Origin of the sequence: Catellatospora paridis, assembly GCF_009720365.1 — a bacterium.
Taxonomy (GTDB): domain Bacteria; phylum Actinomycetota; class Actinomycetes; order Mycobacteriales; family Micromonosporaceae; genus Catellatospora; species Catellatospora paridis.
This window is the reverse complement of sequence record NZ_ML769313.1, coordinates 423,705-437,204: the sequence shown is the minus strand read 5'-3', so window position 1 is coordinate 437,204 and position 13,500 is coordinate 423,705. Positions and strand designations below refer to the sequence as shown.

Genomic DNA, 13,500 nt, shown 5'->3' with positions numbered 1-13,500 from the left:
ATAACTCCAACTCAAGGTGGCCGGTCAGTAGCCGGAGACGTCGGGCCAGCGCAGTTGCACGCCGTCCCGGATGAGCTGTGCCTGGAACCCGGACAGGTGCTCCGGGGTGTTGCGCACGCCGCGCGGCGACTGGCCGTTGTTCAGGCAGTACGCCGCGAGCGCCCCCGCCACCTCGCCCACGTTCCACTCGACCGGGTGCAGCCGGTACGAGCCGTTGGTGATGTGCGTGGTGCCGATGTTCTTGCCCGCGGGCAGCAGGTTCTCCATGCGGCGCGGGATGAGCGCGCCGAGCGGGATCTCGAAGGGACAGGAGCCGACGTCGATGTAGTTGTCGCCGCCGGTGGAGGGGTGCAGGTCGATGCGGTACATGCCGACCCCGACCGCGTCGGGGTACTCCACCGCGCCCTTGTCGCCGCGTTCGGCCAGCGACAGGTCCTGCTCGACCACGGTGTACTCGGCCCGGATGCGCCGTGACTCCCGGATGTAGGGGGCCATGGCCAGACCGTCGGCGCCGCCGGTGACGTCGCCGCGCAACCGCAGGCCGGGGAAGCCGGCCTCGGTCTGCAGCCAGTAGAGGACCGACAGCGACAACTGCTTCGCGTTGGCGATATGCGTGCCGGCATCGGGCACGTCGATGACCGGGCTCTCGAAGTAGTCGATCATCGGCCAGTTGACCAGGCAGATGTCGCTCTCATAGGTCCCCGGCGCGAACAGCTTGCGGGCCGCGATGCGCCGGAACGTCCACAGGTTGCCGTCGCCGGGGTTGACCCGCTGGTCGGCGACGACCGACAGCGGGTCGTCGTCGGGGTTCGGGGTGAAACTCCGCTCGCTGATGGCCAGGGTGCGCGGGTTCGGCGAGCGGAACGACAGCAGCCGGTCGCCCCAGAAGTCCGGCTGATACGTGCGCCAGAAGTCGTACTGCGCCGGCTTGTCGATCGTGTGGTCGCCGTCGACGTGGTCGATCGCGAAGCACACCGACACGGCCTGCATGTTCATCGGCTGCGCCGTGTCCGGCGCGCTCGGCTCGCCGGTCTCGTGCTGCGACTCGAACCCGGTGACGTACTCGGTGCCCGTCAGCGGCAGCAGTTCCCCGGTCTCGGTCGCGTCCAGGGTGTACGCCGCCTCGATCGTCAGCCGGTCGCCGGTGCGCACGTGCTCGACGGCCACCGCGGTGACCCGGTCGCCGTCGGTGTCGGCGGCCACCGGCCGGTACGGCTGCAGCACCGTCAACCGCCCTGACGAGCGGTACGGTGCCAGCATCGCCTCGATCACCGCGACCGCGACCCGTGGCTCGTGGCACAGCCGGCTGACGTGGCCGCCGCCCGGGTTCAGCTCGCGCCACGCCCGCGCGGCCGGGACCAGCGGGTAGTTGGCCCGGTAGTAGTCGCGGATGCCCTCACGCAGCGCGCGGTAGCTCGCGGTGACGCCGAACTGCTCCACCCAGCTGTGCTCGTCCGGCGGCACGGCCTGGCTGGTCAGCTGCCCGCCGAGCCAGTCGTACTCCTCGGTGAGCACCACGCGCCGGCCGGCCCGCAACGCGCCCAGCGCCGCGGCCACCCCGCCGAGGCCGCCCCCGACCACCAGAATCTCGGCCTGCATCGTCAGTTACCTCTTTCGCTGAGCGTCTCGCCGGGCACGACCTCGCACGGCAGCAGGCGCTGCCGGTCGCCGGGCGTGCCCTCGATCAGGGCGGTCAGGACCTCGACGGCCTGCGCACCCATGGCCTGGCGCGGAATGCGCAGGCTGGTGAACTCCACCGCCGTCGGCAGCGCGGCCCGGGTCGGTTCCCCGAGCGTCGCCACCGACAGCGCGACCCCGCGTTCGCGGGCCAGCTCGAACAGCGCGACCCCGTCGGCGTGCTCCTCGGCGATCACCGCGGTCACGCCTGCGGCCAGCGCCGCGTCGAGCACGGCGGCGGTGTCCCGCACGACGGTCGCAGTGTCGCCCGCCGCGCTCGACGTCAGCGGGCTGGCAGCCGTGTCTCCAGCCGCCTGCTCGTCGCGCGCGTGGGCGCCGCGCTCCGGCTCACCGGATGCCGGGGTCGCATAGTGGCCGCCGAACACCCCGGCCGACGCGACCGCCTCACGGAAGCCGCGGCCACGGTCGGCCCACGATTCCGGACCCGCACCAAGGCCCAGGTAGGCGAGCCGGTCGTGGCCGAGGGCGACGGCCTGGCGCACGATCTCGGCGGTCGCGGCGGCGTAGTCCGCGCCGACGTAGGGCACCGGGCCGCCCGCGTCGTCACGACGGCCGATCGAGACGAACGGGATCTCCTCGGCCAGCAGCCGGGCCAGGTCGGCGCGGTCGATGGTGCGACCGAGCAGGATGCTGCCGTCGGCCAGCCGCAGCCGGTTGTCGCCGTGGAACAGCCGCCGCCGCCCGTCGACCACCGGCGTGCTGGTCATCAGCAGCAGGTCGCAGCCGAGCACCTCGGCCTGCTGCTCGATGCCGACCAGGAACGGGTGGTAGAAGTCGCTGTTCGCGCTGGGGAACACCGGCTCGTAGGTGAACACGCCGATGATGCGGTTGTGCCGCGCGGCCAGCCGCCGGGCGATCGGGTCGGCCACGTAGCCGGTCTCGGCGATGGCCCGCAGCACCTTCTCGCGGGTCTCGGCCGAGAGCTTGACGTCGGCGTCGGACCGTCCGTTGAGGACGAGCGAGACGGTCGCCTGGCTGACGCCGGTCATGCGGGCGATGTCCTGCTGGGTCACCCGCCTGCGGGCTCCGGTCACGGTGCGTGTCCAATCCTCGGGCTAATGCGCATTAGTTGTTTCGGTGAGATGAGATCCTGCGGCCTTCCGGGCGCTTCGTCAAGGCCCACAACGAAAATCGTCCGCACAGAAGTTCCTGAACTAATTCGTATTAGCCCCTTGACGGCCGCGCGCCGCGAGCCTGAGACTCACCGTTACTTTCGGTTATATCCATCGATGGGAGGCACCACCGATGAAACCGCTCCTCAATCGCCGGCAACTGCTGGTCGCGGGCGCAGCCGCGGCGGCAGGCGGGCTCACCGGGACGGCACTGGGCAGCCCGGCCCAGGCCGCGCCCGCGGGATTCCCGACGTACCAGTACCTCGGAACCCCGTTCAACAAGGCCAACCTGCGCTACAACCCCACCAACGAGCTGATCTTCCCGTGCATCCGCGGGGTGTACGACAAGATCGCCTCACCGCTGGGCAGGTACTACCTGTACTACGCCCCGCACGACGCGCCCGGCGGCATCTGCCTGGCCTACGGCAACTCGCTGAGCGGCCAGTTCACCGAGTACCCGAACAACCCGATCATCTCGAACAACTGGTCGCCGCATTACTCGGTCAGCCACGTGTCGAGCGCGCACGTCATCTGGAACGCCGCGAACAGCAAGTTCTACCTGTACTTCCACGGCGAGAACACCACCACCCGGATGGCCTGGTCCACCGACGGCGTGCACTTCACGTACTTCGGGCGGGTGCTGCACACCGGGGTCATCCCGAACTGCACCGAGACGTCGTACGCCCGGGTCTTCGAGCACACCGTGCCCGGCCTGGGCAACAAGTACGTGATGGTGTTCATGGGCGTCACCAACGGCACCCGCAAGATCTTCTGGGGCTGGTCTAACGACGGCAAGACCTTCTCCTTCGACCCGACGCCGCTGGTCACGCCGGGCCCCGACGGGCAGGTCGACATCGCCGCGCCGCACGTGCTCAAGCGCAACAACACGACGTACGTCGTCTACCACGGCAACGGCGGCGACATGTACCTCACCGAGGTCGGCAACAGCTTCGACCGCGAGGTGCACCTCGGTGTCTTCCACTACGCCATGGACGGCGGGCCCGACCGGGGCCGCAGCGCCGCGGCGAGCTTCGGCACCGACGGCGGCGTGGAGTACATGTTCTACGAGGCCGGCCCCCGCCTCGACGCCACCATCGCGGTGGCCAGGGCCGTGTGACGGCTCACATGATCGCCGTTTCCGGGCAGAATCTGTGGTCTGGCATCACTTTCTGACCGGAGACGGCGATCTTTCTTCCGCCCACGCGGAATTGGCCACTCCCGCAGCGCGGGGAAGCGGGCTACGGTCGCGGGCGTGACCCCCGACTCCTGGTTCCTGTCCGCCGACGAGCGCGGCAATCCGGCCACCGGCATCGACCGGCGCCGCGGCGACGGACTCGCCTGGAGCCGCGGCAACCTGGCCCGCCCGCTGGTGCACGGGGCGACCTACTTCAGCGAACTCGTCGACGTGCTCGACGGCACGCAGGCTGGGGACGTCGTCATGTTCACCGACTGGCGCGGCGACCCGGACGAGCAGCTCGACGGGCCACGCACGCAGGTCACCAAGGTGCTCGGCGACGCCGCGCGGCGCGGAGTGCAGGTGTACGGCCTGCTCTGGCGCTCGCACCCCGACTGGCTGCACTTCAGCTCCCCGCAGAACCGCCAGCTCGCCGAGGAGCTGCAGGCCGCCGGCGCGCACGTGCTGCTCGACATGCGGGTCCGGTTCGGCGGCTCGCACCACCAGAAACTCTTCGTGGTACGCCACCCCGGCCGACCGGAACGCGACGTCGCCTTCGTCGGCGGCATCGACCTGTGCCGGGGACGCAACGACGACGCCGAACACCACGGCGACCCGCTCGCGCCACCGATGGCCGAGGTCTACGGCCCGAACCCGCCCTGGCACGACATCCAGCTGGAACTGCGCGGACCTGCGGTCGGCGACGTCGAGCACGTGTTCCGGGAACGCTGGGACGACCCCAGCGCACTGTCGCTCAACGTGCTGGACCTGGTCCGCGACAAGCTGTCCCGGCTGCGCACCGAGGTCCCCCCGCTGCCCGCGCCGCTGCCGGACCCGCCCGCCCGCGGCCCGCACAGCGTGCAGACACTACGCACCTACCCGCGGCGGCGGCTCGGGCGCTACCCGTTCGCGCCGCGCGGCGAGCGCAGCATCGCCCGCGGTTACCTCAAGGCGCTCGCCCGCGCGGAGAAGCTCATCTACGTCGAGGACCAGTACCTGTGGTCGGCGCGGGTCATCCGGCCGTTCGCGCAGGCCCTGCGGGACAACCCTGAGCTGCGGCTGATCTGCGTGGTGCCGCTCGCGCCCGACGCGGCCTCCCCCGCCATCTCCCGGGCCGAGTCGTGGGGGCGCAAGCAGGCCATGAAGGTGCTGGGCAAGGCGGGCGGCGACCGGGTCGCGGTGTACGGCCTGGAGAACGCCGCCGGCACGCCGATCTACGTGCACGCGAAGTCCTGCATCGTCGACGACGTGTGGGCGACGGTCGGGTCGGACAACTTCAACCTGCGGTCGTGGACCTACGACTCGGAACTGACCTGCGCCGTGGTGGACGAGTCGGCCGACCCGGCGTACGCGCGGGAGCTGCGGTTGGCTCTGATGAGCGAACACCTCGGCCGCGACGCGCCCGACCCGCGGCTGGGCGATGGCCGGGAGGCGTTCGACCTGTTCGCGGCCGCGGCGCGGGAACTCGACGACTGGTACGCCGCCGGTCAGGTCGGCCCCCGGCCACGGACCCGGCTGCGCCGCTACGACCCGCCGAAGGTCCGCGGCTGGCGGCGGCTGCCCGCCCGGCTCGTCTACGAGCTGATCTGCGACCCGGACGGCCGGCCCAGCACCATGCGCGTACGCAACCGCTTCTGAGCGCTCACCAGTACGCGGCGCTGCCGAACGCCTCCCGGCGCGGGCGGCGCAGCACGCCCGGACTCAGCACCGCCTCGAACACCGCCACCTGGTACGGGCACGAGTCGCTGGGCTGTGCCAGCCACTCCCGCACCGGCACGCCCGGCACCACCTCGGCGGCGGCCCACCACTGGTCGCCGTGCTCCTGCCAGAAGCCGTCGTCGAACTCGACGTCGAGCAGCCGCAGCCGCCGGACAGCCGGCACCGCCTCCCGGACGAAGTCGTCCTCGTCGGCGGCGTCCTGCCGGGCCATGGCCTGCTCCAGGTCATCGTCATCGCCCGCCTCGTCACCGTCGGTGAGCAGGCGTAACACGAACCGTCGCGCGGCGTCGCGACTCTCCTGGTCCTCGGCGTACGGCGGCAGTCCCGCGTCCGGATGCACCGTCACGCACTCGACCACGACCCGCTCACCACCGACCCCCGCGAGCTGCGCGAATTCCGACTCGCCAGTCGTCACCGGCGCACGCCCCAGCACCCGGGCAAGGTAGAGAGTGCTCACCCGGCAGAGTATGGCCGAGCTGCACAACCGAGGCCGCCACCCACGGGCCGAACGGATCACCATTATCGTTTCGCCGCATGACCGAGACCACGTTGTCCGATGCCCGGGCGGCACATGCCGCTGAAGATCCGGTATCGGTCGACCTGACCGACGCCGAACGCCACCTGCTCGTCCGCGGCTTCAGCGAGTGGGGCGGGCCCGCCCACGCCACCGACGCACTGGCGGTGGCCATGGGCTTCGAGGGTGTCGAGGACATGTACCGGCAGGTCCGCCGCCTCACGGCGTCCATCGAGGCGGGGCAGCCGCTCAGCCGGCGGGACTGGCGACGATCGCTGATCGCCACGGAGTTCGTCTTCGCCAGCGACATCTTCGGCTCAGGCTATGAGTGGTCGACCACCACCGGTCTGTCCGACGAGGAGACGATGAAGACCCTGCGGGAGTTGCAACACAAGCTCGCGAGGCAGGCGCGCGTGCACACCGCCTGACAGCGTCGCCGAACGCCTCCTCCGCACCGGTGCTCTCCATGCGCCGTTGAGCGGACGTTCTCGGTGGGTTCAACCGGGATGTCTAACGTCCGGGGCGATTTCCCGTTCGAGGAGGATTCATGACACGTCTGCCCCGGCTGGCCCTGACCGGTCTCACCGTGCTGACCCTGGCGGTCGCCCTGCCCACCGGCGGTTCGGCCGCCCCGGCCGAGGCGGAGCGATCCGGTGACTTCGGGCCGGCCGTGCTGACCGGCTTCGCCAAGCTGCCCGCGCTGACCTTCGTCCCCGCCAGTGACCCGTCCGGTTCGCTGCTCGGCACCACCCCGGTCAACGGGGTCACACCGCCGTTCGCCGACCAGCCCGTGCAGGGCTTCAGCGGCATCGCCCGCAACAGCGACGGCAGCTACGACGTGCTGTCGGACAACGGCTACGGCAACATCACCAACAGTGGCGACTTCGTGCTGCGCATCCAGCGCGTCATCCCCGACTTCGGCACCCGTGGCGTCGACGTCGTCGGCGGCGTCAACCTGACGGACCCGTCCGGGTTCGTGTCGTGGCCGCTGACCCGCGCCGACCGGGTGCTGACCGGCGCCGACTTCGACGTCGAGTCGATCGTCAAGGCCAAGGACGGCAGCTACTGGATCGGTGACGAGTTCGGTCCGTACCTGCTGCACTTCGACCGGGCCGGGCGGCTGCTGGCCGCACCGGTGCCGCTGCCGGGCGTGAACGCCCCGGAGAGCGCCGCCCGGCTGGGCGTGACCGCGAACCTGGGCAGCAGCAAGGGCTTCGAGGGCATGGCCGCCTCGGTCGACGGCAAGTACCTGTACCCGCTGCTGGAGGGCACGGTCAACGGTGACACCGCGGGCACCCTGCGCATCAACCAGTTCGACCGCAGCGCGAACGCGTACACCGCCAAGCGCTGGACGTACCGGCTGGAGTCGCCCGCCAACGCCATCGGCGACTTCATCGCCGTCGACAAGCAGCGTTTCCTGGTCATCGAGCGGGACAACAACCAGGGCGACGCGGCCGCGTTCAAGAAGATCTACCTCGCCGACCTGGCCGACCGCGACCGGAACGGCCAGGTCGACAAGACGCTGGTCGCCGACCTGCTGAACATCGCCGACCCGAAGCACCTGGGCGGCACCGCCGACACGTTCCGCTTCCCGTTCCAGACGATCGAGGACGTGCTCATCCTCGACAACCGGACCCTGGCCGTGCTGAACGACAACAACTTCCCGTTCTCGTCGGGCCGCACCCCGGGCCGCCCGGACGACAACGAGTTCATCACCATCCGCCTCGACCGCTCCCTGCACGCCGACCACCGCGTGCTGGACTGAAACCCGTACGGCCGGGTCCGGGCCACACTCCCGGACCCGGCCGTCGGTGACACACCACGTGCCCGTCGACGGCGATGATGCTCACTTGACGAAGTGATAGTCAGGGTGAATCAGCCAGGCCGCCATGGCCGCCGCGTCCAGGTAGGCGGCGTTGCCGACTTCGATGCAGCGGCCCACGCTCGACAGGTGGCGCAGCAGGCGCGCCGAGGGTGGGACCCGGAACTCGATGAACACCCAGCCGTCGGTCCGCCGTACCACCCGCTGGGCGATGCGGGCCAGGGCGGGACCGTCGGTCGGGTCGCTGACGAGGGTGTGCAGCACGACGTCGCACCGCATGGGCGCGCCTGCGACCTGCGCGATGAGCTGCAGCTCCGCTGGTTCGATCTCGTAGTCCGGTACCTGAAGCCAGTACTCATAGGCCAGCCCACCTGCGGTGAACCAGTGGCCCGGGTAGCGTTCGTCCTGGACCATGCCCTCGGCCGCCAGCTCCTCCATCAGGACCGGCTCCGCCTGCTCAGCGGTACAGGAAGTCAGGAAACTCAAGGTCGTTCCGGCCACGGCCGACAGGCTATCGCAACCCGGCCCCGAATCCTGTTGGCGCTCGGCAGTCAAGCTCACGTTGGGTACGCTGCTCGCCGACACCTGTCGTCGGGAGGGCACGCATGGGTACCTGGGGCAGCGGCAACTTCGACGACGACACCGCAGCCGATCACCTGTCGATGGTGACGGACCGGCTCATCACCGAGGTGGCCGAAGCGATGTCCGGCGACCCCGTCCGGATCGAACCCGACGAGTACTGGGGCGTCGCGGTGCCGTGCAACCTCGAACTGCTCCACCTCATCGCACAGCAGGGCCATGTCGGGGCCGACCTGCCCGATCCCGACGTCATCGCCGACTGGAAGGCTCGGTACCTGGCCGTGTGGGACGGGGCCATCGACGGGCTGGAACCGAAGCCCGCCTTCAAGGAGCAGCGGCGGGCCGTCCTGGTGCGGACCTTCGACCAGCTGTCCGAGCTGGCCGAACGCGAGCGGGACTAGCTTGGCGCACCAGAGCGCGCTCCGCAGTGAGCAGGGCGGCTGGTTCGGGCTGCAGGTCACCGTGCCTGACGTCGACCGGGTCCGGCTGCTGATGGAACTACGTGCGGCGCTGAAGCTTTCGCTCGACGAGGTCACGCTTCCTGGCGGTGCGCACGGGTCCACAGCTGTGCAGGCTGGAGATAGAGATGCGCCACGTGGAGTCCCTCGTGCGTTCGGCACTACCGCACGCCGTGACGAGCGTCGAGCGCGTCACTGGCTCCTCGGCTTGCGCACAAGCCGTCACCAGTCGCCTGTGGCTGTCAGACTAGTCGGCGACGTGTATGACGATCTTGCCGCGGCGTTTGGCCTCCAGCGCCTCGTAGCCTGAGCGTGTCTCGGCCAGCGGCAGCACGCGGTCCAGCACCGGCCGCACCCGGCCGTCGTCGACGAGCTCCGCGATCGAGCGCAACCCCTCCCGGTCTGGTTTGACGATGAAGTAGGTCGCGCGTACCCCGTGGCGGGCGGCTTCTTCCTGGTCGGGCGGTATGGACGCGGCGACCAGGATGCCGCCCGGCTTCAGAACGGACCAGGCCTGCGCCTGGGCGGCCGCGCCGGCGAGGTCGACCACGACGTCCACGTCGTGGACATGGTCCTCGAGGCGTTCGTCGTGGTAGTCGATGACCTGCTCGGCGCCCAGTCCTTCCACGAACTCCAGGTCGGCGGCCGCCGCCGTGGCGCTCACCTGGGCGCCGAGTGCGGCGGCGAGCTGCACCACGTACATGCCCACGCCGCCCGCGCCGCCCAGGACCAGCACATGCTGACCGGCCTGCAGTCCTGCGTGCTCCCGCAGGGCCTCCCAGGCGGTCAGCGCCGCCAGCGGCAGCGCCGCCGCGTGATCATGGTCGACGGTCTGGGGTTTGGTCGCCACGACAGCGGCGGGCACGGTGACGTACTCGGCGGCCGCCCCGTTGCGACTGAACGGGATCAGCCCGTAGACGGCGTCGCCTACTGCGGGGCTGCTCACCCCCGGCCCGCTCGCTGCGACGACCCCGGAGAACTCGTGTGACGGGATGACCGGCGTGCGCTCGGGTCCTGTCCCGTCCGGGGTGTATGTCCATGTTTCGGGCCAGGTGAGCTCTTGCGGTGTCATGGAGGCGGCTTTGACGGCCACCAGCACCTCGCCCGGCCCCGGCTCGGGCCGCGGGGCCTGCTCGTACACGAGTTGCTCCGGCCCGCCTCTGGCATGCGCCCTCACGGCGAACATCGTGCTCATCCGGCGCTCCTCTCCGACCGTGTGCAGCCCTCATTATCCGGCCGACAGCACCCCACCCGCCGCGGTTCGCGCTCCTGCCCGGCGATCGCGCCCTCCGGATCGGCGGGTGCCGGAGGCGGGTGTACCTACGCCGATCACAGCGACGCGGCTCTATGCTGTGCTTCCCGCCGGACAGCGCGACCGGCGGGGAGTCAGCCGTGGAGGGGACCTTGACCGAGCCGGTGCGGGCGACCCGATCCGGATTGGACACGTCGGCGAAGAGTCACCGGGCGGACCTGGTCAGGCTCATCGCGGCCGAGGCCGTCTCCAACATCGGCACCCGGATGACCTTCTTCGCGGTGCCCTGGCTGGTGCTCGTCACGACCGGCGATCCGGTGAAGGTCGGCCTGGTCGCCGGCGCCGAGACGCTGACCTATGTGGTCAGCGGCGTGCTCGCCGCGCCGTTGCAGGACCGGGTCGGGGCGCGGCGCACGTCATTGTGGTCGGACGTGGGCAGCGTCGCGGTGACCGCGGCCGTCGCCATGGTCGGCACGCGGGGCTTCGGGCTGCTGCTGGTCCTGGTCGGGGTGCTCGGGGTGCTGCGGGCGCAGGGCGACCGGGCGAAGGCGACCATGGTGGTGCCGCTGATGGGCGCGGCGGGCAGCGACTACGCGCGGGTCGCCGCGGTGCGCGAGGGCGTGCTGCGCACCTCGACCCTGGCGGGATCGTCGCTGGCCGGGATAGCCGTCGTGGTGTTCGGGCCGATCGGCGGCATCTGGATCGACGCGGCCACGTACGCGGTCGCGGTCGTGCTGATGATTCCGGTGCGGGCCGCGGTGACGGCGGCGGCCGACGCGACCACGGCGGTGCCTTACTTCACCGCGCTGCGCGACGGGTTCACCTGGTTCCGGCGCAACCGGCTGATGCGCGCCGTCACCGGGATGCTGTTCTTCACCAACCTGTTCAACCAGGCCAGCGCCGTCGTGTTCGTGCCGCTGTGGGTGTACGAGACGATGGACGACCCGGCCGCGCTCGGCGCGGTCGCCACCGCGTACGCGCTGGGGCTGATCGCAGGCAATGTGCTGGTGGCGTGGCTCGCGCCGATCCTGCCGCGCTATCCGATGCTGGTCGCCGGATACCTCATCGGCGGGGTGCCGCGCTTCATCGTGCTGGCGCTCACCGACGACCTGCTCGTGATCGTCGTGGTGACGCTGGTCGGCGGCATCGCCATGTCGTCGCTCAACCCGACGGTCAGCGCGATGATCTACCAGCGGACGCCGAAGGAGATGCTGTCGCGGATGGGCGGCATCATCACGGCAGTGGCGTTCGGCGGCGCGCCGCTGGGCGGCCTGCTCGCCGGCTTCCTCGTGCAGTACCTTGGCCTGACCGACGCGATCCTGGTCGCCACCGGCCTTTACTTCGCGGTCACGCTGACTCCGGTGATCGGGCACCGGTTGTGGCGCGAGCTCGACGACACCGCGCCCCCGCCGCCCAGGATCGGTGACGGCAAGCCGCTGCCCGCGCTGTACGGGCGGGCCGGGGCAGCCGCCGGGCCGCGGGTCAGCCTCCGCTATGCCGAGGGCCGGTGGACCGTGCGGGCCCGGCACGGGCTGCGCCGACTGCTGCCCGAGCGGCCCGTGCCGCCCGGGACCGCGGTCGCGGCGCTGGCCCGGCTGGAGGTCGAGCCGGTGCGGGCGGCGCTGCGGGCGACGATCGACCACGACCGCGACCTGGCCGAACACCGGACCCGCACGGTACGCGCGCGGCTGGCACACCTGGAACCGCAGCTGGCCGAGCTTACCCGGGCCCTGGAACGCGGTTAGGTACCCGACGGACGGGTGGACACCGTCGACACCCGACCCCAGGATGTTCACCATGTTTGATGTGACAGACGAGCCGTCCCTCAACGTCCGCCCGTCACATCTGGTCGAGCTGCCGCTGACGCCGCTGCAGGCCCGATGGTGGCTGCTCTGCACCAGCTACCCCGGTGGCATGTCGCCGCTGGTGGACCTGGTGCACCGGTTCCGTGGGCCACTGGACGCCGACGCGTGGGCACGGGCCGTCGACGCGGTCGTGAACCGGCACGAGATCCTGCGCACGCTGTTCGTCGCCCGGCCCGATGGACCGGTGCAGGTCGTCGGCACCGCGAACGGCGTCGCGCTGGAGGTGCTGGACCTACGGGACCTGCCGGCGGAGCAGCGCGAGCAGCGGGCCCGCGAGCTGCTCGACGAGCGCCGGACCCTGGCTCTGGACCTGCAGACCGGTCCCCTCGTGCACACGTCGCTGCTGCGTCTGGCCGACGACGACCACGTGTGGCGGATGACGATCCACCACATCCTCGCCGACGGCGCGTCGCTCGGGGTCATCGACCGCGAGCTGGGCGTGCTCTACCCGGCACTGGCCGCGGGGGTTCCGGCGGACCTGCCCGAGCTGCCCGTCCAGTACGGCGACTTCGCCTGGTCGCAGTCCGTCGCCGACACCGAGAAGGAGGACGAGGACCGGGAGTACTGGCGCGAACAGCTCGCCGGGCTGGCCCCGCTGGAGCTGCTCGACGCATTGCCCCGGCCCGCGGAGAAGGGCGCGCCCGCGGCGCAGCTGGCCCGCATCCTCGACCCCGAGCTGGTCCGGCGGGTCGAGGAGCTGGCCAGATCGGCGCGCTGCACTCGGTTCATGGCGCTGCTCGCGGCGCTACACGTGCTGCTGTTCCGAGCGAGTGGCCGGGACGACTTCGCGATCGGCATCCCGGTGGCCGGGGTCGGCCGCACCCGGCCGGAGCTGGCGCGGCTGGTGGGCCTGTTCAACAATGCGCTGGCGCTGCGCGGGGACCTGTCCGGCGACCCGACGTTCCGGCAGGTGCTGGCGCGCACCCGGGAGACGGTGATCGACGCGCTGGACCACCAGGACCTGCCGTGGGGGCAGGTGGTCGCGGCGCTGGACGAGCCCGCGCATCCAGGCCGGGCGCAGGGCTTCCAGGCGATGTTCCTGCACGAAGAGGTCGAGGTCGCCAGCCGGCTGACCCTGCCCGGCCTGCGGGTGGAGGACTTCCCGCTGGGCATCCCGAAGGTGCTGCACGACCTGATGGTGTACGCCCGGCCCGGACCGGCGGGCCTGTCGACGACGTTCGTCTACGACACGGGGCTGCTGACGCACGACACCGTGGCCGGGCTCGCCGACGGCTACGAGCGCCTGCTGCGCGCCGCCGTCGACGATCCTGACCTCCCGGTGTCGGAGCTGGTCAAAGAGGTCTGAG

12 protein-coding genes are annotated in these 13,500 nt (G+C 71.0%); 7 read left to right on the top strand and 5 right to left on the bottom strand.

The annotated features are described in order from the left end of the window. Positions 1-24: 24 nt before the first annotated feature. Positions 25-1,599: an FAD-dependent oxidoreductase gene (locus F9C41_RS06850; protein WP_155385802.1), complete on the bottom strand. Its 1,575-nt coding sequence runs from the start codon at positions 1,597-1,599 to the stop codon at positions 25-27. A gap of 2 nt (positions 1,600-1,601) precedes the next feature. Continuing rightward, positions 1,602-2,711, bottom strand: coding sequence for a LacI family DNA-binding transcriptional regulator (locus F9C41_RS06845; RefSeq protein WP_230689377.1), 1,110 nt, complete (start codon positions 2,709-2,711; stop codon positions 1,602-1,604). Positions 2,712-2,943: 232 nt separating this feature from the next. Between F9C41_RS06845 and F9C41_RS06840 the strand changes: the two genes are divergently transcribed. Together F9C41_RS06840 and F9C41_RS06835 are read left to right on the top strand one after the other, a co-directional pair. Next, complete coding sequence (locus F9C41_RS06840) at positions 2,944-3,927, top strand: hypothetical protein (RefSeq protein ID WP_155385800.1); 984 nt, start codon at positions 2,944-2,946, stop codon at positions 3,925-3,927. 135 nt (positions 3,928-4,062) lie between these two features. Next, positions 4,063-5,622: a phospholipase D family protein gene (locus tag F9C41_RS06835; RefSeq protein WP_155385799.1), complete on the top strand. Its 1,560-nt coding sequence runs from the start codon at positions 4,063-4,065 to the stop codon at positions 5,620-5,622. Between the two features lie 4 nt (positions 5,623-5,626). On the opposite strand, the gene F9C41_RS06830 is transcribed toward F9C41_RS06835, so the two are convergent. After that, a complete protein-coding gene (locus F9C41_RS06830; protein ID WP_155385798.1) occupies positions 5,627-6,160 on the bottom strand; it encodes a hypothetical protein in 534 nt (177 codons plus the stop codon). 77 nt (positions 6,161-6,237) lie between these two features. On the opposite strand from F9C41_RS06830, the gene F9C41_RS06825 reads away from it, so the two are divergent. Together F9C41_RS06825 and F9C41_RS06820 are read left to right on the top strand one after the other, a co-directional pair. Continuing rightward, positions 6,238-6,645 (top strand): hypothetical protein, encoded by a 408-nt coding sequence (locus F9C41_RS06825; protein WP_155385797.1) that lies wholly within the window; start codon positions 6,238-6,240, stop codon positions 6,643-6,645. A gap of 119 nt (positions 6,646-6,764) precedes the next feature. Then, positions 6,765-7,982: an esterase-like activity of phytase family protein gene (locus F9C41_RS06820; protein ID WP_155385796.1), complete on the top strand. Its 1,218-nt coding sequence runs from the start codon at positions 6,765-6,767 to the stop codon at positions 7,980-7,982. Positions 7,983-8,063: 81 nt separating this feature from the next. Here F9C41_RS06820 and F9C41_RS06815 read toward each other — a convergent pair whose 3' ends face one another. Continuing rightward, complete coding sequence (locus F9C41_RS06815; protein ID WP_155385795.1) at positions 8,064-8,540, bottom strand: hypothetical protein; 477 nt, start codon at positions 8,538-8,540, stop codon at positions 8,064-8,066. Positions 8,541-8,644: 104 nt separating this feature from the next. Between F9C41_RS06815 and F9C41_RS06810 the strand changes: the two genes are divergently transcribed. After that, a complete protein-coding gene (locus F9C41_RS06810) occupies positions 8,645-9,019 on the top strand; it encodes a DUF4259 domain-containing protein (RefSeq protein ID WP_155385794.1) in 375 nt (124 codons plus the stop codon). A 304-nt stretch (positions 9,020-9,323) separates the two neighbouring features. On the opposite strand, the gene F9C41_RS06805 is transcribed toward F9C41_RS06810, so the two are convergent. Beyond that, a complete protein-coding gene (locus tag F9C41_RS06805; RefSeq protein ID WP_230689376.1) occupies positions 9,324-10,271 on the bottom strand; it encodes an NADP-dependent oxidoreductase in 948 nt (315 codons plus the stop codon). Between the two features lie 197 nt (positions 10,272-10,468). Here F9C41_RS06805 and F9C41_RS06800 point away from each other — a divergent pair, with 197 nt between their 5' ends. Together F9C41_RS06800 and F9C41_RS06795 are read left to right on the top strand one after the other, a co-directional pair. Then, a complete protein-coding gene (locus tag F9C41_RS06800; RefSeq protein ID WP_196279650.1) occupies positions 10,469-12,073 on the top strand; it encodes an MFS transporter in 1,605 nt (534 codons plus the stop codon). A gap of 52 nt (positions 12,074-12,125) precedes the next feature. Then, positions 12,126-13,499, top strand: coding sequence for a condensation domain-containing protein (locus tag F9C41_RS06795; protein WP_196279649.1), 1,374 nt, complete (start codon positions 12,126-12,128; stop codon positions 13,497-13,499). Position 13,500: the final 1 nt, after the last annotated feature.

Excerpts from the sequence above, each read along its gene's own strand:
- F9C41_RS06850 (WP_155385802.1), bottom strand. The coding sequence starts at position 1,599 with ATGCAGGCCGAGATTCTGGTGGTCGGGGGCGGCCTCGGCGGGGTGGCC.
- F9C41_RS06840 (WP_155385800.1), top strand. The coding sequence starts at position 2,944 with ATGAAACCGCTCCTCAATCGCCGGCAACTGCTGGTCGCGGGCGCAGCC.
- F9C41_RS06825 (WP_155385797.1), top strand. The coding sequence starts at position 6,238 with ATGACCGAGACCACGTTGTCCGATGCCCGGGCGGCACATGCCGCTGAA.
- F9C41_RS06820 (WP_155385796.1), top strand. The coding sequence starts at position 6,765 with ATGACACGTCTGCCCCGGCTGGCCCTGACCGGTCTCACCGTGCTGACC.
- F9C41_RS06810 (WP_155385794.1), top strand. The coding sequence starts at position 8,645 with ATGGGTACCTGGGGCAGCGGCAACTTCGACGACGACACCGCAGCCGAT.
- F9C41_RS06805 (WP_230689376.1), bottom strand. The coding sequence starts at position 10,271 with ATGAGCACGATGTTCGCCGTGAGGGCGCATGCCAGAGGCGGGCCGGAG.
- F9C41_RS06795 (WP_196279649.1), top strand. The coding sequence starts at position 12,126 with ATGTTTGATGTGACAGACGAGCCGTCCCTCAACGTCCGCCCGTCACAT.